This window comes from Corynebacterium epidermidicanis (assembly GCF_001021025.1).
Taxonomy (GTDB): Bacteria; Actinomycetota; Actinomycetes; order Mycobacteriales; family Mycobacteriaceae; genus Corynebacterium; species Corynebacterium epidermidicanis.
The window spans coordinates 2,388,366-2,406,418 of record NZ_CP011541.1 but is presented as its reverse complement, the minus strand read 5'-3'; the positions used below and the strand labels follow the sequence as shown (position 1 = coordinate 2,406,418).

Sequence of the window (18,053 nt, the reverse complement as noted above, 5' to 3'; positions counted from 1 at the left end):
ACATTGCTTACCTGAGAATTCAGGATTTCCGAGCTACTTACGCACCGTTACCGCAGCCACGGCTGTCGTGATCGGTACGGCAAGTACCAGAGCCATCGCGCCTACCGCGGAACGGAGGAATTCTGTGGCCATGATGTCTCCCGTTAGCATCTGGCCTAGCGGGCGCCCGGATACGCTGAGCAGCAACAATGAGGGCAACGCAGCACCTGTGTAGGAAAGCACCAAGGTGTAGACCATCGATGCAATATGGTCGCGGCCTACGCGCATCGCGGAGGTGAAGATGGACCATGCGGGTGCGGAAGCATCCGCATGTACGAGTTCTTGCACTGTGGATGCTTGGGCCACGGTGACGTCGTTAAGCACACCGAGGGCGCCGATGATGAACCCGCAGAGCATGAGGCCGGTGACGGAGACGTCGGGAAGGTAGAGCTGGATGTGGAGGTTGTCTTCGTGCCCGAGGCCGCGCAGTGAGGCCCCGTGGATCGCGAAGCGGGCCAGGACTGCGGCCAAGCCCAGGGCAATGAGTGTGCCTCCTAACGCGGAGGCAGTTTTCCAACTGATGCCGTGGACGAGGAAAAGGACGAGAAATAAAACAGCTGCGCCACCAGTCACGGCCAGGCCGATGGGGGAGCCACCGCGCAGGAGCGCGGGGAGGAGGAAGAAACCGACCATCGCCATGGTCGTGCCGAGCCCGACCAGAGAAAGAACGCCCCGGTGCATCCCGACTGCGACAATCAAAACGGTTACGGCGATGAGCCACCAAGTTAGGGTGGAGGTGCGGTGGACATCAGCAAATGAGTAGGTATAGGTGCCATTCGCTGCGGTTTCTGTGAGCCAGATCTTTTCGCCGGTCTTAAGCGTCGGGTCGCCTGGCTGTGTCCCCAGCATGATGAGGGTGTTCTTGTCGGCGTTGGGCCCTGATTCGAGGCGCACGATGGCGCGAGGGCAAGTCCGGTTTTCAAAGTTCACCGTCGTTTTCGGTGCCCCATCAAAAGCTGTGCCTATCGACGGCGAATCGCACAACCCTTCCTCCCGCTCAGTTACCTCCCCTGAAACGAGTGGGGTGGCTACCCCGGAGGTGGCAGCGAAATCGGGGCTGATGCGCGGCGCCTGTTTGCCTGGCCACTGGCCAATAAGCCCTGCTAGCGTTGCTAGTGCAGCAAGAATGAGGAAAACAAGCAGCGCCCATTGTGGGATCGTGAACGAGGCAGAGCGGCTGGGTCGCCGCTGGGCGGGAAGTGCGTGCCGAGCCATAACCAAAACCTCACATTCAAATTGTTAGTTGAATGTGAGGTTAGTCCTCGGAGCGGCAAGGTACCAACTTGCCACTATTTTCAGTTACTGCTTGTAGTGCTGCAGGAACCGCCCCAAGCGTCCGATCGCCTCGGTGAGTTCAGTGGCGTGCGGAAGTGTGACCACGCGGAAGTGGTCTGGTTTATCCCAGTTGAAACCGGTGCCGTGCACCAGGAGGATCTTTTCCGCACGGAGCAGGTCAAACATGAATTTCGCATCGTCGTGGATCGGGTACATGTCCAAGTCGATCTTCGGGAATGCATAAAGGGCACCCATCGGCTTCACACAGCTGACGCCTGGGATCTCGTTGAGCGCGTCGTAAGCGGCGTTGCGCTGTTTGAGCAGGCGTCCGCCTTCGCCAGTGAGCCCGTAGATCGATTGGCGCCCGCCGAGTGCCACCTGGATGGCGTGCTGAGCTGGGACGTTTGCGCACAGGCGCGTGCCGGACAGCAGCTCGATTCCTTCGATGAATCCCTCCGCATGATGCTTCGGCCCGGTGATGACCATCCACCCTGCGCGGTAGCCAGCCACGCGGTATGCCTTGGAGAGGCCATTGAATGTGATGCACAGTAGGTCAGGGCACAGCGAAGCGATCGAGATATGCTCGGCATCGTCGTAGAGGATGCGGTCATAGATCTCATCGGCCAGGATCAGCAGTTCATACTCCCGCGCCACCTGCACGATCTTCTCAAGTGTCTCCTTGGAATAGACCGCCCCGGTTGGGTTGTTTGGGTTGATGACGACGATCGCCTTGGTCTTGTCCGTTACTTTCGCCCGGATATCCTCGATCGATGGGTTCCAATCGTCGGCCTCATCGCAGAGATAATGCACTGGTTTTCCGCCGGCGAGTGAGGTGGCCGCAGTCCAGAGTGGGTAATCCGGCATGGGGATGAGGACCTCATCGCCGTCGTTAAGCAGTGCCTGGGTGACCATAGAGATGAGTTCCGAAACGCCGTTGCCGAGGTAGACATCCTCGATGTCGAATTCTGGGAAGCCGTCCACTAGCTCGTACCGGGTGACGATCGCGCGGCGTGCCGGGATGATGCCCTTGGACGTGGAGTAGCCCTGCGAGGTCGGCAAGGCGGCCACCATATCTTGCACAATAACATCGGGGGCGTCGAAGCCGAAGATCGCGGGGTTGCCGGTGTTGAGCCTGAGAATGCGGTGACCGTCGTTTTCCAGGCGCTCAGCCTCGGCGGACACCGGCCCACGGATTTCATAAAGGACGCCTTTGAGTTTGTCGGATTGGTCAAAGACGCGCGGGGCACGCTTGACGACGGGCTGTTGCGGGGAATCGGCAGTGTTCATCTTTCCCATCTTGCCACTGCTGGGGCGTGGCGCGGGAAGAACCGGTGGTTATTTCAGGAAATTGCCAGGTGTACGGCCCGTCTCACGAACGCTAAACTATTGCAATGATTACCCAGCAAGATCTTTACCCACCGTTCGCGCTGCGGATGCGCTGCGCGGGGCTTGAGCTCAACGTCATCAACGACGATGACCTTCTTGAAATTGCGGCGATCAGCGCTGCCGAGATCTTCGTAGATCCAACGTGTTCCTGGGTATTCGACTGGGCAACAGTCCCCGCCCCGCAGCGCTACCGAAGTACGGCGGCGTTCCACTGGTCGATGCGGGCCTCGCATACCCCGGAGAAATGGACTTTGCCGTTCGTGGTGCGCCGGGGAGCGGAGATCGTTGGCAAGATCGACCTGCGCAAAACCGGACCGACAACCGGTGACACCGGAAGCTTTGTTCTCGCCCAACATCAGGGTAAGGGCTACGCAACGTTGATGCGGCACGCAGTGGTCACGCTAGCTTTCACGGAACTTACGATGACCACAGCCACCACCGATTGGCACCCCGACAATCTCGCCTCGGCGCGGGTCAGTGAAAAGCTGGGGTATAAGGATCGAAGCTTGCTTATCGACGACTACCTGGCCTCACCACGCCCCGACGTGGAGATCTCCGGGATCTCGCCACTACTCTTGAACTTTTTGGGAGTGGAAGGTTTAGGTGCCACCTAGACAGCAGTTGATCACCGTGCGTTTGTTATTGTCGCCTTTGTGCGTCGTCTCTTGACCGATACCCCTTGATCACATTCCAGATCACGAGGATAACGAGCGCCGGTCCTGCCAGGAGCAATGCTGCAGATCCCACAATGCTCACTAGTTCAACAATGTTGAAATTCACGGAATCTCACCTTAAGACGCCGTTGGCTATCGGTTGCTTCCTTGTGCGTTTTAACCGACATTACTTTCAATTGTTGAAACTGTCACTCGGTGGCTATGTTCCTTTGCGCTACGTCCAACGTTGGATTGTTGCCAGAGTGGCTTAAACCCAATGGACCGCTGGTTAACCGAATATACAAAAAACCTCCACCGCTGTAGGCGATGGAGGTTTTGCTTAGCTTTGAGTAATCCTGCTCAGGTAGCTACGACTGTGGAGGGCGCGCAGTCGGGGGCTTCGCAACGGGTGGCGCTGCTGTTGGAGGTTTAGCTGCCGGTGGCGCTGCAACTGGTGGCTGAGCGACCGGAGGCGCAGCTGCCGGAGGTGACGGCACCTTCGGAACCGGCGAGGCGGATGGCGCTTTGCTTGGTGGTGCCGCGACAGGTGGCTTAGCTGCTGGCGGTGTTGCAACCGGTGGCGCTGCAACCGGTGGTGTCGCGACAGGTGGCTTAGTCGCGGGTGGTGCAGCTATGGGTGGTTTGGCAACGGGTGGCGCTGCTGCAGGAGGGGTCGCGACCGGCGGGGAAGCAACTGGCACAGCCGGAATTGCAGCGCCAGGCGTTGCAACCCCAGGGGCAGCCGCGCCTGGAACTGCAGCGCCCGGAACTGCAGCGCCGGGAACCGCAGCGCTGGGGGCAGGTCGATTTACTGCACCGCTTGTAGGCAAGGCTACGCCAGGTCCGCTAACACCATCGGAAACTGGCGCTGCCGCAGCTTCAGAGCCTTGGTTTTGCTTGTCGGTCGAGTCTGTTTCATCTTTCGTCTTGCGCACCGGATCTTGGAGGAAGGCTGGTTCGCGGAAGGGTGGCAGTTGGCCGTCGACAAGCACGGAGTTGCGGAGCATGACTGCTACGTCATTAACCTTGGCGTTGCTGCTGAGGGACTTCACGCCGCCACCCAGCATCGTGTTGCAGAAGGGGCAGCCGGTGGCGATTTCTTCGGCGCCCGTTGCGAGTGCTTCGGCGGTGCGGTTTTCGTTGATGCGGGTGCCCAGCTTTTCTTCCATGAACATGCGTGCACCGCCGGCACCACAGCAGAAGCCTTCGTTGCGGTTGCGGGGCATCTCGTTGACTTGGGCGCCAGTTGCTTGCAGCAGGTCACGCGGTGGATCGAAGATCTTGTTATGTCTGCCGAGGAAGCAAGGGTCGTGGTAGGTGATCGGCTTGCGGTTTTCTGGGCCACGCGGGACTGGGGTGATGAGTCCGTCGCGGACCAAGCGGTTCAAAAGCTGGGTGTGATGGAGGACGTCGAAATGCCCGCCGAAATCAGGGTACTCACGGCTGAGTGTGTTGAAGCAGTGCGCGCACGAGGTGATAATGCGGCGCTGACCAGCGGGTACGCCTTCAAACGTGTTGTTGAGCGTCTCAACGTTTTCGGCTGCCAGCATCTGGAATAGGAACTCATTCCCGGCCCGTCGTGCGGGGTCACCGGTGCAGGTCTCGCCCTGCGCGAGGGTGGCGAACTTGACGCCCGCGACGTTGAGCAGCTCGGCGATGGCGCGGGAAGTCTTGCGGCCATTGTCGTCGAAGGATCCGGCGCAGCCGACCCAGAGGAGGTATTCGATGTCATCGAAGCTGTCCACGTCTTCGCCGAAAACTGGCACGTTGATACCGTCGCGGCGTGCCTCTTCGATCCAGGTGAAGCGTTCGCGTGAGTTGCGTCCCCAGGGGTTGCCTTTGGTTTCCAAGTTCTTGAACATGCCGGTGAGTTCGGATGGGAATTCGGATTCGGCGAGCACTTGGAAGCGTCGCAGGTTGGCTACGTGGTCGATGTGTTCGATGTCTACCGGGCACTGCTCCACGCAGGCGCCACAGTTGGTGCAGCTCCACAGCACGTCAGGTTCCACTGGGGCGCCAGCCCCGACGAGCTTGAGCACGTCCACGCCTTCGTGCGAGCGATCAAATTCGGGCAAGGCGGCATCGCGAAGTGAGGTGATGAGCAGCTTCGGCGACAGCGGCTTCTCGGTATGCCACGCCGGACATTGTTCCTGGCAGCGGCCGCATTCGGTGCAGGAGGTGACGTCGAGAAGCATTTTCCACGACGCATCCGCGAGCGTTCCCACGCCCAGGGTGTCTTCCTCCGGGTCGGTGTTGTCCAGAGTGAGGGTCTTTTCGCCGGAGCGCATCGGTGGCAGCTCCCCGAGGGCGTTGCTCCCGTCAGCGTTGCGCTGGAAGAAAATATTGAAGAACGCCAGGAATCGGTGCCACGCTACACCCCACTGCAACTGTCGCCCGACGACGAAGAGCCACACCATACCTGTGAGGAGCTTGACCAGTGCGAACACGCTGACGAGCAGCGGCGAAGCTGGCAATAGTTGCGCGATGAAGCGCGTCCCGAAATCGGCCCAGGCCGATCCACCCCCGTAAGTGGCGATTTTGGCTGCCTTGACCAGCAGCATGCCGACGCCCTCCAGCAACACCACGCCTTCAACGAAATGCGCGGCCCGGGCATTTGCACCGTAGAAGCGATCCAGACGGTTGTCTTTGCCTTCTTTAATCCTGATCCCGATGAGCGTACAAATACCCAGAACCGTGCCCCAGCCAAGAACTTCGTCGGCAAGGTGGTAGATCGGCCACTTGGAGACTATCGGCCAGCCGCCATCCGGCCGAAAGATTTGGATGTAAGCCTCGAACCAGAAGATGGATCCAATCAAGAATCCAACCATGACGAACCAGTGCGCTACCGCAACCACCGGTTTCCGTGCCATTTCAGAGTGGAAGACTACTTCCTTAACTAGCGTGAGCAGGCGACGCCCCGGCTGGTCCACTCTCCCAGGAGCAGGCCGACCCGAGCGAATAAAACGGTAGAGACGCCACACGCCCCGCAGGAAGAACAACCAGGCGGGGAGCGAGGCGACAACACCGAAAATGCCAAGCGCGGTGGAAAAGGGGGTCATGAAGATGAATCCTCTAGATCACTAGTTTTTAAGTTCCAGCCTTAAAGTACATAACCACCATAGGGCCTTAACCACTCGCATTAGGCATCGCCGGGCTAACTCACCTCGTCTGCTGCCGGATCATCTGAGACGGATTCGTCGGCTGGGCGCGGGAATCGACGCAGCGTGACCGCCGTGGCGATAAACAACCCCAGGCCACCCAGCAGGGCCATCACACCGATCCCCAACACAAAACCTGCCAGCCAACCACCCGCAGTGAGCTGTTCGGTGAGCGAAGCCGGTGCGACATCCGAGCTAGCCCGAGCGGGTTCCGGCTGAGGTGCCACAGCTGCCAAGGGCTGCGTCGTCGCATCCGGGATCGAGCCCTTGGGCGCAGGCTTTGGGGTGCTTGTCGACGCCCCCTTGACCGCCTTCTTCTGCCCCTCGGCCTGCGTCTTCCCGGCAGTGGTGCCTTGCGCTGGCTTTGCTCCCGCGGCTTGCTGCGCACCACTCGACCGTGGACCTGCTGTTGGCGCTCCTGGGGCACCGCCTGCAGGCTGCGTGGCTTCGGCCGGATCACTCCCAGCCACTGGCTTGGAATCCTGTTGGACTTGGACACGCGAAGGGGAACCGGAAGCGGACGGCGTTTCAGCCGTCGCCTTCATTTTCCCAGCTGGGCTTTCGACCTTGGGGTTTTCAGGCTTGGGCTCAGAATGGTTGCCGAGTAATTGCGCTACTTTCCAGGCCAGCATTCCGCCACCGAGCAGCAAGCCAATCCTTTCGGCACCCGGGTCTGAATGTGTGGCACCACCAGCAGCCATGACATCAGCCGCCGCGACAATGGCTTCATCGCCCACGAGGTAGTAAGCCACCAAGTCCTGCTCGAGGGAGGCCCCGGAGATCCCGGTGGCGCTAAACCGATAGGTGACGCGGTAGGCCCCAGGCGCGGTGAAGAAGAAGTTCATGTGATCGTGCGCAGTTGCGGGGTAGTGCAGGCTGCTGCTCGGGTCGGAAGAATCGAGGTTGACCGTAAGCGACCCGAGGTTTTGGTGTGCGCTCAGCATCTGGCCTGGACCTGCGAACTCGCTGATGCGGACCCGGACGCCCTCGGCACCTAGCGAACCGTAGTCAAAACTCTCAGTGGAAAAGCCCTGCCAAGGGAGGTTTTCATCTTGGGTTTGGGGCAATAGCCACACCTGGCCATCGGTAGAGCTGTGCAGTTCCGGAATATCGAGGGGGTCCGGGATCAAAGCGGAGTCTGCGACCGCGTAGGCGAAACTGCCAGAGGAGTACTCCTGCTGATCGTCGTCGTTACGCATGAGCACCTGCGGTGAATCACTGTTGCCGATCAGCGCCATGTCCTGGTGTCCAGAACGGATGATTGTGCTTGGGTTTGTTGCGCTGAGGATTTGTTTGACTTGCCCTGCGATATTCGCGTTGTTGGCACTCGATTGGGTGGTGGACGACGCTGCGAATGCGGGCACCATCGGGGTCGATATGACTGGGCTGGCGCAGCAGGCAAGCGACGCAGCGGTAGCCCACGCGGCTAGACGACGAACACGAGACATAGTCAGTTTCCTTCCAATGCAGATGTGGAGGCATGGGGGCGTCGTGACGGCATGCGCAGCACTCCAACTTTTGGGCTAATCAGCCACGAAAACAGGAACATGGCCGTGGTGGTGAGGACGATGGTGGCGCCCGTGGGGAAATTCCAGGCCCAGGAAAAGTACACGCCGCCGACGCTGCCCAGGCAGCCGAAAAGGGCGGAGAGCAGCATCATCCGGTCGAGACGGTCGGTGAACAGTCGTGCCGTGGCCGGTGGAGTGATGAGTAGGGCAAGCACTAAGATGTTGCCGATGGTGCGGACCGAAATGACCACCGCCGCGGTAACCGCTACGTACATCACGATGTCGAGAAGGAACACAGGCAGCCCTTGCGCGCGGGCGGATTCGCGATCGAGGGCCACCGTAACCAACTCTTTGCCAAGTAGCAGCAGAATTGCTACTACGAGGGAGCCGACGCCGAACACTAAGAGGAGGTCGGAGTCCGGCACACCCGTGATCGAACCGAACAGGAAGCTGGTCAGTGAGGCGGTGTAGCCGTCAATTCGGGAGATAATCACCAAACCAAGCGCGAACGCCGCCGCATAGAAGATGCCAATGAGGGTGTCTTCTTTCACTCGGCGTCGCTGCGAAAACACAGCGATGAGCAGTGCAATCGCCGTCCCTGCCACCGCACCACCGAGGAGTACCGATCCGCCAAGAGCAAAGGCGATCGCAATACCAGGGAACACTGCGTGCGCAACGGCGTCACCGATAAACGCCATCCCACGCAGCACCACGTGGGTGCCAACCACCGCGCAGACAAATGAGCTCAGCACCGAGATTAACAGCGCCTTCGGAAGGAAAGCCAGGGCAGGGTTGGTGAGATCAAGGAAGAATTGATGCAAGGTAATCATGCTGCACCCACAACTTTTAACAATGGTGAAGTTGCGGACACTCCGAAGACTTTCTGCCAAAGTGCCGGGTCACGGAGCTGCTCAGGTGGCCCGTCCGCCACGATCCGCCCATTGAGTAATACCACCCGGTTGCACACTTCCATCGCCTCCGCCAAATTGTGCGTAGACATTATGATCGAGACACCTTGCGCAGCCAACTGCGCAAACAGGTCGAGCAACAGTTCGGTGCTCGGGATGTCGAGTCCGGTGAACGGTTCGTCGAGAAGCAACAAGCTTGGGTCTGTGGTCAGGGCACGCGCCACCAGCACCCGCTGCCGTTGCCCGCCGGACAACTCGCCGATGGGCCGATCCGCAAGTTCCGTGAGCCGCACGAGGTCCAAAGCGGTGGCCACGGCCTCGAAGTCCGCGAGCTTCGGGCGCCGCAGCCAACCTATGCTGCGGGTCCGGCCGGTCAACACCGTGTCGTGCACGCTGATGGGGAAGTCCCACGCGAAATCATGGCGCTGCGGCACATAACCCAGCGCACCCCGCGCCTTATCGACGCGCGTCCCGGCCACAGTGATCTGCCCCGCCACTGGCCGGATCAAGCCAAGAATCGAACGGAACAAGGTGGTTTTACCAGCGCCATTGGGGCCGATGAGGCCCAGGAATTCGCCCGGTTCAACGCGCAGCGAAAGCTGATCCAAAACCGGGCGCCCAGCCAGGCTTACGTGCAGGTCAGAGATCTCCAACGTGGTTGCCACGGTCATTTCGCCCCACTCACGCGTCTTGTCGCCTGCTGCCTGCGCGATTGCGCACTGCGACGCAACCAGACGCTCGCCCCAATGAGTACGACGGCTAGGACACCTAAGCCCACTGCGATCGGCACAAGGACCCGATTAGATTGCTGAGCAGGCTTTTCTTGGGAAGTCTGGTCTGCGGTGGTGCGCTGCTCGGGCGGCGTACCGGCCCACTGGGCGGTGGCGGCCTCTGCGGTGGAAGTGCCGTCACCAACTGCGAACTTCAGGATTTTCGTGGACTCGGAGGCCGAACCATCGAGCTGTTTGACGCGGGCACGAACTGCCACTTGATACACACCGGGCTGAGTGAAAACCCAGTTGGCATGGGTGTGCGTGTTGAGCTCTGCCCACATTTGCTGCACGTTCGGGTTCTCCGAATTCCACAGCACCTGTGGCTGCGCGAAGCCACCAGCCTGCAAGAACAGCGAAAATTTGCCTGGCCCCTGTGCACCCAGGAACTCCAACGTCACGCCTCGATCCGCTGCCGTGGTGATAGATGGGTGCTGGGTGTTCCACCCCAGCCACACGACGCCTTGTGCTTCGGTCTGCGGGACTACCCACACTGGGTCACCGGGGCGAGCACCAGTGAAATTAAACTCTTTACCTTCGGGCAACGCTAGTTGGGCGCGGTCATGGACCTGGAAAACTACATCTTCCAGGTGTCGCCAAGTAGGGGTCTCGGCGGAGTCGTCGCGGACCAAGAAATCAAGATTGTTATCCGTTTTCACAGGGCCCAAGTCGGCGTGCCCATGATCGAGCACCGCGGGAGTGCCCAGCGAAGCGATGGACTCCCCGGCGGTTACCACTTGAGCCAACTTGGGGTCCGTCAAAGGCGCTTGAGCGACGGCAGGGCCGGTGGTGAACAATGAGGTGGTCAGCATGGCCGTGACCAGGCACGCGCCCGTGAAGCGACGATTAAGCATGAGTTTCCTTAAACGTTTGTTGCATGGATAAGAGGTGAAAGTTAGGTGCCAAGGCACCTGCGTAGGGAGTCCGCATTAAACCGCATGAGGTCGAGATATGTCTGCACCTCCGGGTCGAAGGCATCGCCGTAAATCCGACACACTGCGATGTTTAACCGCCCAGCTGTTTCACTCAGTGTGGTGGCGCGCCGGGCGAGTTGAGGTTCCAGGAATACTGCCGGTACCTGAAGGTTCTCCAGGGTGTGGGTCAGGGCAATGAGGTCCCGCGTAGATGCCTCCACGGCCGGGTTCGGGGTGACAAATCCCGCGATGTTCAGCTGGTAGGCGGCGCCTAGATACCGGTAGCCGTCGTGGGTGGTGACAAGTTGGCGCTTCTGCTTTGGGATGCTAGCTATTTGTTGTGCGACGTAACTATCGAGGTCCGCGAGCTGAGCGAGATAGCGATCAGCGTTCGCGCGGTATTCGCTAGCTCCGGCGGGGTCGATGGTGCTGAGCTCGTCGCGGATAATCTTCACGTAAGCGATCGCGTTGGCCACGTTGTGCCAGAGGTGCGGGTCGAGCTCGCCGTGGACGTGTTTGCCCAGCACCGCCTGGGGTAATAGGAAAACTTCCGTGCCAGGCCGGCCCAAAAAGCGGAACTCCGGCGTCGGCGGTATTTGCTGTACCGCGTGGTTGGGAACCGAAATGACCGTGCGGTGCGGGTCGGAATCGCCAGCGTCTCCGTGCACGCTAATCGACGCCCGATTGAGATCGACTGTGATGTCCTCGTGGCCGTGGTCCAACACCTTGAGGGTACTGTCTTCCACCGGGGTGCCAACAGCGAAAACAATGGTTTCCTCCGCGATAGGGTGCGTGCCGTCCAAAGTGGCCTGTACATCTAGTTCATACTGGCCTGCTTCTGAAAAAGACCAGCTCATGTGGGTGTGGGCATCGACGGGGAGCGTGGTCGAGTCATCTCCGAAGCCGTCGGCGGAATTGAAGAACAATTCCGGGGTGCCGAAGGTGGAGGTGACGAATCCAGTCATTGTTCCTGGTCCGCGAACACCAGTGACGGAAAGGCGAACCTCCGAGGCGCGCGTTGCGCCGAGATTGGTGCCGTCGCCAAGCACCCGCAAACCTAACCAGATGGAGTCCAAGGTGACATCTTCCACGAGGGGAATCACATTTCCGCCGTACCTGTTCGCTTCCTCCGCCAACGGGACAATTTCGGTGCCGGGACGGACCGAGCTCTCCACGGTACGGAGCAGTGACTGCTGCTCGAGGAGTAGGCCGTTGGTAAAGGCGAGGTCAGCGTTTGCGACGTTTCGGACATCGCGCAGCGTCGGCTCGTAAGAGTGCGGGTCAGCGCCCAGCGGGAGCAGCGACGTGACGCGAGCACGATCCCCAGCCACGTTCTTGGCGAGGTCATAGATGATCGGGGTGGTGGTAACGACATCCAGGGTTGAATCATCGCGCTGTGGCACCGCTGAGGTGCTGCAGCCACCGAGTGACCAACTAGCGAAGGCGCTGAGCAGAACTGCGCTACCCAGCTGACGAAGTGAAATGGTCATTGCGGATGGGCAGCTAGATCCACCGTGCTTTTCGGGCGGTGAAGATCAATCCAGCGCCTAAGGACAACACCCCGAGGCCCAGGATTGCGATGGGGAGGGTCAGCACGCTACTTCCGGTGTTGGGCAGCTTACCGCCTTGCGATTTTGCTGCGACGGTTCGTGTTCCTGCGCCACCAGGGTTGGCTACCTCACCGCAGGCGCCCTGAGCGATCTCGGAGCCGAAGTCAAAGTGTCCGTCATTGGCGTCCCCGGCGCCAGTTCCTACCTCGAAAGTGAGGGTGGCGGTGCCGGAGACCGGGGTGCCGTCGCTAAGCTGCGAGCTTTGCGTGAGCTGGACATGGTAGGTACCCGGTCCGGAGAACACCCAGTTGGGGTGCACATGGGAGTTCCGCTTGACCACGGTCGTTCCTTCCGCTACTCCACCCTGGCCCCTAAACCATTCTTCGCCAATGACCTGCCCCAAGCTGCCTTGGGTAAAGACGTAGAGCGAGCCAGGGCCGTCGAATCCGGTAATTTCCCAGGTCACATCGCCTGTGGTGTGCTTGAGTAGGGAAGGGTGCATGGTGTTCACGCCGAGCCAGGGCACACCGGAAACCTGGGTGGCGCCGATCATGTAAGCGTCGCCTGCCGGGATCGGCCCGAGCGCCTGCGGCAGCGAGGTGCGGGCGGCATCGGTGAGCGCAAAGCTTATCGACGCGGGGTCGATCCAACTAGCGGGCGACTGGCGGTCGTCCTTGATCCGAGGAATCAGCTTGGTGCACTCTTTGGACTGAGTTGCCGGGGCACCTGACTGTGCGTTCGCCGCGTAACGAGTGGTGCCTGAGCTGCTGCCGGTGCTTCCGCTCACTGGGTCGGATGTCTCGTCGGTGGTGCCTGCTGGTCCCGCGCCAGGGGCAGCGGGGGTTACATCGGGTGCGCTTGCGTCCGCGTCTTCCGCCACTGTGCCTTCGCCGACCACCCAGGTGTAGGTGGCGGTGTTGGAAGCTGCACCGTCCGCGGTGGCTTGTACCTGCATGCGGTAGGTCCCGGGAGCGGAAAACGCCCAGTTAGCGTGGCGATGTGCAGGCATTTCTTGGGTGATAACGCTGCCAGTGGCGAGGGTCAGCTCACCATCATCGGTGACAGCGCTGGTGCCGCCCAGCCCCGATTGTTCGAAAACATAGACCGAGCCGGGGCCACTGACAGAGAGAAAGTGCAGCTGGACGGTGGAGTAACCACCATTGCGTACTTCTTGGGTATCCCAGCCGGGCCAGAGAATCCCCTGCTGCTGGGTTTGTGGGAGGAAGTAGGTAGGTGCCCCAATTTCGGGAACCTGCGTGGTTGCATCGGTGTAAGCCTGGTCGGAAACGCCTAGAACGACATCTTCTGCGGCGTGCTGGACGTGGCTACCGGTGACGTCTTCTTGCAGGTTAAGGGAGAGTTCTCCACCTTCGACGGTGACGTGGAATGCGTCGACATGGCCGTCGTTGAGCGTTAGTTGTTGCGCGTGAGCGACGGGAGGAATCCAGGCCCACGCGCAGAGAATCAACAAGATAGTGAGGAGCGCACCGTGAGTGCGTGCCCGATGAAGTAGCATCGAGGGCCTTTCAGTTCAGTTTTGTTGCAAGTAATATCCAACTTCAGTAAATTACCGTTACTGGTAAAAGCTGTCAACAAACCTGGACTGTCGGGCGGGGTGGGTTAGTTTTCTTTTTCGGCCTTCACTGCCAGGGTGTCGGCAGGTGCTGCATCATGGGAGGTTTTGCGACGCCCCAGCGAGAGGAAGCTGGCGCGCAGCGCCTCAAATGCATCGGATGCAGTTGCGGTACTTCCCGCAGCTGAAGCAGTTTCAATCTTGATCTCATCAGCGGTGAGCTCGCCGGATCGCAGCGAGACGAGATCGCTGTGGTAGCGCAGCCACACCGCGATGGAAGCAGCGATGGGCACTGCGAGGAAGGCGCCGACGATGCCGAACAAACTCGATCCGACGGTCACCGAAAGCAGCACGATGGCCGGATGGAGGTCCATCGCCTTGGACTGCAGCATCGGAGAAAGGACGTTTCCTTCCAGCTGCTGTACCGCCACGACCAAGACCAGGACGATGATTGCCGTGGTGAGGCCGTTAGAGACGAGCGCCACCAAGACGGCAAGTGCGCCCGCGGTCACCGCACCGACAATGGGGATGAATCCAGCGAAGAAAGTTAGGATCGCGAGCACGAAAGCCAGTGGTACGCCGAGGATGACCAGGCCGAGGCCGATGATCACGGCGTCGATAAGCGAGACAATCGCCTGCGCGCGGATGTAGCCGGCGAGGGTGTTCCAAGTTCGGGTCAGCACTTCAGTGAGGTGCCAGCCCGCTTTGGGGCCGGTGCTGCGACGAACCCAGGGTAGAAAGTTTTCGCCGTCTTTCAGGAAGAAGAAGGTGAGGACCAGCATGATCGCGAGGGTGACCGCTACTGACGACGCAGTAGACACACCTTCAAGAACACCACTGGTGATCTGGCCGGCCTGTTCCTGTAGCTTCGCGACGAATTTATCGAGAGTGCTGGAAATCTGGTCGACCTTGATGTTTAGTGGCGGACCCTGCACCCAAGTTTCCAGCTTGGTGATGCCCTCTGAAGCTTTTTGGAAAAGTTCTTTGGATTGGCCAGCGATGCTTGGGGCCATCGCGGCGAAAATTCCGGTTATGGCTGCGATGCTGCCAAGTAAGACAGTGAGGACAGCGAGGGTCTTAGGAAACTTATGGTCGCGCAGCCACTTTACGGGTGGCCATAGGACGGTGCTCAGTAAGAGGGCGAGAAGTAGGGGGAGCAGGCCGGTCCAGAGTTTCCCCAAGCCTTTCCAGGCGATGAAGGCGGCAATGGTGAGCACGATAAAACGCAATGCCCACCCAGCTAACCAGCGGCCGTCTTGGCCTAAGATGATCGCTCGGTCGGGCGAGCCTTCGCTGTCGTGACTAGTTGATTGTGATGTTGCGCGTGGGGGTGCGGGCGACGCCGTGGTGTCGTTTTCGATGATGTCGGTGAGTGAAGAGTAGCGCTGCTGGTCACCGGTCTGGTTGGGGGTGTTGTTGGTATTCATTAGAACAACCATCTTGCCAGACTTGACTGGGGTAAGTAGAGGTGCCGGGAACATTGTTATCGTTGGGAAACTTTTCAACACAGTAGCTGGTGTGACCTAGAACACGATGAAAAGTTGAGTCGACTGGGAACAAGTTTGGGTCATGTGCCGTTGTGTAGGGTGTCAGGTTGAGTGATCCTGGCTCAAGGTAAGTTGCAGACCGTGATATAGTTGCAAACAAAGTTGAGCGAGCTTCAGTCAACGCCGATAGGATGAGCCACATTACCGGTGGCAAGCTCGTTTAGTTGAACGCAATTGAGTTTGTTACATAAACACAGGAGGAACACATTATGGGACGTGCAGTAGGTATCGACCTCGGAACCACCAACTCGGTCGTATCCGTATTGGAAGGCGGCGAGCCAGTAGTTATCGCTAACTCTGAAGGCTCTCGCACCACTCCATCCGTTGTTGCATTCGCAAAGAACGGTGAAGTTCTGGTTGGTCAGTCCGCCAAGAACCAGGCTGTCACCAACGTTGACCGCACTATCCGCTCCGTCAAGCGCCACATCGGCACTGACTGGACCGTAGATATCGACGGCAAGAAGTACACCCCGCAGGAGATTTCGGCTCGCACGCTGATGAAGCTCAAGCGCGACGCTGAGGCTTACCTCGGTGAGGAAGTCACCGACGCAGTCATCACCGTCCCTGCTTACTTTGAGGACTCCCAGCGCCAGGCAACCAAGGAAGCCGGCCAGATCGCAGGCCTCAACGTCCTGCGTATCGTCAACGAGCCAACCGCAGCTGCGCTCGCCTACGGCTTGGAGAAGGGTGACAAGGAACAGACCATCTTGGTTTTCGACCTCGGTGGCGGAACCTTCGACGTCTCCCTGCTGGAAATTGGCGACGGCGTCGTCGAAGTTCGCGCAACCTCCGGCGACAACGAGCTGGGTGGCGATGACTGGGATCAGCGCATCGTTGACTGGTTGGTAGAGAAGTTTAAGGCTGCCAATGGCATCGACCTGACCAAGGACAAGATGGCCCTGCAGCGTCTGCGCGAGGCTGCCGAAAAGGCAAAGATTGAGCTGTCTTCCTCCCAGTCTGCAAACATCAACCTGCCTTACATCACGGTTGATGCGGACAAGAACCCGCTCTTCCTGGACGAGACTTTGTCCCGCACCGAGTTCCAGAAGATCACTCAGGACCTGCTCGACCGCACCAAGGCGCCATTCAACCAGGTCATCAAGGACGCTGAGCTCTCCATTTCTGAGATCGATCACGTGGTTCTCGTTGGTGGCTCCACCCGTATGCCAGCCGTGACCGACCTGGTCAAGGAGCTCACCGGTGGCCGTGAGCCAAACAAGGGCGTGAACCCAGACGAGGTCGTCGCAGTGGGAGCTGCACTGCAGGCCGGCGTGCTCCGCGGCGAGGTCAAGGACGTGCTGCTTCTCGACGTCACCCCGCTCTCCCTGGGCATTGAAACCAAGGGTGGCGTGATGACCAAGCTCATCGAGCGCAACACCACGATCCCAACCAAGCGTTCCGAGACCTTTACCACCGCGGAAGACAACCAACCTTCCGTGCAAATCCAGGTTTTCCAGGGCGAACGTGAAATGGCTTCCGCCAACAAGCTGCTCGGTTCCTTCGAACTCGGCGGTATCGCACCTGCACCTCGAGGCGTTCCTCAGATTGAGGTGACCTTCGACATTGACGCCAACGGCATCGTGCACGTCACCGCGAAGGATAAGGGCACCGGTAAGGAAAACACCATCAAGATCCAGGATGGTTCCGGCCTGTCCCAGGAAGAAATCGACCGCATGATCAAGGACGCCGAAGCTCACGCCGAAGAAGACAAGAAGCGTCGCGAAGAGCAGGAAGTTCGCAACTCCGCTGAGTCTATGGCTTACCAGACCCGCAAGTTCATGGAAGAGAACTCTGACAAGGTCTCCGATGAGTTGAAGAACAAGGTGGAGGAAGCAGCAAAGGGCGTCGATGAAGCCCTCAAGGGCGACGACATCGAGGCTATTAAGAGCGCCGTCGAGAAGCTGAACACCGAATCCCAGGAGATGGGCAAGGCTATCTACGAAGCTCAAGCTGCCGAAGCAGGTGCAGAAGGCGCCGCCAACGCGACTGCCGACGACACTGTCGTTGACGCAGAGGTTATCGACGAGGAAGAAGAGAAGAAGTAATGACTGAGCCGAACCGCGACATGCCAGAAAACCCTGGCGACCCGGACGCAACCGACACCGAAGGCACCACCCCGGAGGCTGCCGAAGCTGAAGCGGCTGCCGCGGAGGAGGCCCAAGCAGAAGCTGATCTCGAAGCAGAGGTCAACGAGGCACTCGCCGATGTCGACCTCGACAGCGACGACACTGTCACCGATGCTGAGGCTGAACTAGCCGAGCGCACCGAGGACCTCCTGCGAGTCACTGCGGAATATGCCAACTACCGGCGTCGAACTGAGCGTGATCGGACCACCACTATCGCCACCACCAAGGCCAACGTGTTGGAGAAGTTCATCGCCATCCTCGACGACCTCGAATTGGCTGAACAGCACGGCGACCTCGCTGAAGGCCCCCTCAAAGCCTTTGCGGACAAGTTCCGAAACACCATCACCGGCCTAGGACTTGAAGCATACGGCGAGGAAGGAGATGCCTTCGACCCAGAGCGTCACGAGGCAGTGCAAGACCTTTCTGAAGGTGATGAGAAAGTGATCGGAACCGTGCTGCGTAAGGGTTACTCGGTGGGAGATCGCCTCGTGCGCAACGCCATGGTGATTATTGCCGACCCTGCAAACCCTGAGGCGCAGTCCGCCGAATAGTGGCGCACTGACACGGCACACCTTCTAATGGTTGGCCGGTTTGCCTGCGCAAAGAGGAGGTCTCCAAAAAGTATTGGAGACCTCCTCTTTCTCTA

Annotated in this window: 14 protein-coding genes; 3 read left to right on the top strand and 11 right to left on the bottom strand. The window is 59.5% G+C overall.

Annotated elements, in window-relative coordinates; all coding sequences use genetic code 11:
- Nucleotides 1-33 precede the first annotated feature (33 nt).
- Together CEPID_RS11015 and CEPID_RS11010 are read right to left on the bottom strand one after the other, a co-directional pair.
- On the bottom strand, nucleotides 34-1,254 hold the full coding sequence (locus CEPID_RS11015; protein ID WP_047241000.1) for a YibE/F family protein: 1,221 nt from the start codon (nucleotides 1,252-1,254) through the stop codon (nucleotides 34-36).
- Between the two features lie 84 nt (nucleotides 1,255-1,338).
- Entirely contained in the window at nucleotides 1,339-2,601 is a 1,263-nt protein-coding gene (locus CEPID_RS11010) for a pyridoxal phosphate-dependent aminotransferase (protein ID WP_047240999.1), read from the bottom strand.
- 104 nt (nucleotides 2,602-2,705) lie between these two features.
- Between CEPID_RS11010 and CEPID_RS11005 the strand changes: the two genes are divergently transcribed.
- Nucleotides 2,706-3,314, top strand: coding sequence for a GNAT family N-acetyltransferase (locus tag CEPID_RS11005; RefSeq protein WP_047240998.1), 609 nt, complete (start codon nucleotides 2,706-2,708; stop codon nucleotides 3,312-3,314).
- A gap of 25 nt (nucleotides 3,315-3,339) precedes the next feature.
- Here CEPID_RS11005 and CEPID_RS13370 read toward each other — a convergent pair whose 3' ends face one another.
- The 9 genes from CEPID_RS13370 to CEPID_RS10965 all read right to left on the bottom strand — a co-directional run bounded on the left by CEPID_RS13370 (nucleotide 3,340) and on the right by CEPID_RS10965 (nucleotide 15,161).
- Nucleotides 3,340-3,480: a hypothetical protein gene (locus tag CEPID_RS13370; protein ID WP_158408049.1), complete on the bottom strand. Its 141-nt coding sequence runs from the start codon at nucleotides 3,478-3,480 to the stop codon at nucleotides 3,340-3,342.
- 241 nt (nucleotides 3,481-3,721) lie between these two features.
- Nucleotides 3,722-6,412, bottom strand: a complete 2,691-nt coding sequence (locus CEPID_RS11000; protein WP_047240997.1) for a (Fe-S)-binding protein — start codon at nucleotides 6,410-6,412, stop codon at nucleotides 3,722-3,724.
- A 95-nt stretch (nucleotides 6,413-6,507) separates the two neighbouring features.
- Nucleotides 6,508-7,959 (bottom strand): choice-of-anchor M domain-containing protein, encoded by a 1,452-nt coding sequence (locus CEPID_RS10995; protein ID WP_047240996.1) that lies wholly within the window; start codon nucleotides 7,957-7,959, stop codon nucleotides 6,508-6,510.
- Between the two features lie 2 nt (nucleotides 7,960-7,961).
- Nucleotides 7,962-8,849: an anchored repeat-type ABC transporter permease subunit gene (locus CEPID_RS10990; protein ID WP_047240995.1), complete on the bottom strand. Its 888-nt coding sequence runs from the start codon at nucleotides 8,847-8,849 to the stop codon at nucleotides 7,962-7,964.
- Nucleotides 8,846-9,592: an anchored repeat-type ABC transporter ATP-binding subunit gene (locus CEPID_RS10985; protein ID WP_201775223.1), complete on the bottom strand. Its 747-nt coding sequence runs from the start codon at nucleotides 9,590-9,592 to the stop codon at nucleotides 8,846-8,848. The genes CEPID_RS10990 and CEPID_RS10985 overlap by 4 nt, the downstream gene beginning before the upstream one ends.
- Before the next feature lie 2 nt (nucleotides 9,593-9,594).
- Entirely contained in the window at nucleotides 9,595-10,551 is a 957-nt protein-coding gene (locus tag CEPID_RS10980; protein WP_083984454.1) for a choice-of-anchor M domain-containing protein, read from the bottom strand.
- A gap of 41 nt (nucleotides 10,552-10,592) precedes the next feature.
- Complete coding sequence (locus CEPID_RS10975; RefSeq protein ID WP_047240993.1) at nucleotides 10,593-12,101, bottom strand: anchored repeat ABC transporter, substrate-binding protein; 1,509 nt, start codon at nucleotides 12,099-12,101, stop codon at nucleotides 10,593-10,595.
- Between the two features lie 13 nt (nucleotides 12,102-12,114).
- Nucleotides 12,115-13,677, bottom strand: a complete 1,563-nt coding sequence (locus tag CEPID_RS10970; protein ID WP_052843547.1) for a TIGR03773 family transporter-associated surface protein — start codon at nucleotides 13,675-13,677, stop codon at nucleotides 12,115-12,117.
- 104 nt (nucleotides 13,678-13,781) lie between these two features.
- Entirely contained in the window at nucleotides 13,782-15,161 is a 1,380-nt protein-coding gene (locus CEPID_RS10965) for an AI-2E family transporter (protein WP_047240992.1), read from the bottom strand.
- A gap of 329 nt (nucleotides 15,162-15,490) precedes the next feature.
- Here CEPID_RS10965 and dnaK point away from each other — a divergent pair, with 329 nt between their 5' ends.
- Together dnaK and grpE are read left to right on the top strand one after the other, a co-directional pair.
- A complete protein-coding gene (gene dnaK, locus CEPID_RS10960; protein ID WP_047240991.1) occupies nucleotides 15,491-17,326 on the top strand; it encodes a molecular chaperone DnaK in 1,836 nt (611 codons plus the stop codon).
- Complete coding sequence (gene grpE / locus CEPID_RS10955) at nucleotides 17,326-17,958, top strand: nucleotide exchange factor GrpE (RefSeq protein WP_047240990.1); 633 nt, start codon at nucleotides 17,326-17,328, stop codon at nucleotides 17,956-17,958. Before dnaK ends, grpE begins: the two co-directional genes overlap by 1 nt.
- Nucleotides 17,959-18,053 lie beyond the last annotated feature (95 nt).

Coding starts and splice junctions, on each gene's coding strand:
- CEPID_RS10965 (WP_047240992.1), bottom strand. CDS start 15,161: ATGAATACCAACAACACCCCCAACCAGACCGGTGACCAGCAGCGCTAC.
- CEPID_RS10990 (WP_047240995.1), bottom strand. CDS start 8,849: ATGATTACCTTGCATCAATTCTTCCTTGATCTCACCAACCCTGCCCTG.
- CEPID_RS11000 (WP_047240997.1), bottom strand. CDS start 6,412: ATGACCCCCTTTTCCACCGCGCTTGGCATTTTCGGTGTTGTCGCCTCG.
- CEPID_RS10995 (WP_047240996.1), bottom strand. CDS start 7,959: ATGTCTCGTGTTCGTCGTCTAGCCGCGTGGGCTACCGCTGCGTCGCTT.
- CEPID_RS11010 (WP_047240999.1), bottom strand. CDS start 2,601: ATGAACACTGCCGATTCCCCGCAACAGCCCGTCGTCAAGCGTGCCCCG.
- CEPID_RS10970 (WP_052843547.1), bottom strand. CDS start 13,677: ATGCTACTTCATCGGGCACGCACTCACGGTGCGCTCCTCACTATCTTG.
- CEPID_RS11005 (WP_047240998.1), top strand. CDS start 2,706: ATGATTACCCAGCAAGATCTTTACCCACCGTTCGCGCTGCGGATGCGC.
- CEPID_RS10980 (WP_083984454.1), bottom strand. CDS start 10,551: ATGCTTAATCGTCGCTTCACGGGCGCGTGCCTGGTCACGGCCATGCTG.
- dnaK (WP_047240991.1), top strand. CDS start 15,491: ATGGGACGTGCAGTAGGTATCGACCTCGGAACCACCAACTCGGTCGTA.
- grpE (WP_047240990.1), top strand. CDS start 17,326: ATGACTGAGCCGAACCGCGACATGCCAGAAAACCCTGGCGACCCGGAC.
- CEPID_RS11015 (WP_047241000.1), bottom strand. CDS start 1,254: ATGGCTCGGCACGCACTTCCCGCCCAGCGGCGACCCAGCCGCTCTGCC.
- CEPID_RS10975 (WP_047240993.1), bottom strand. CDS start 12,101: ATGACCATTTCACTTCGTCAGCTGGGTAGCGCAGTTCTGCTCAGCGCC.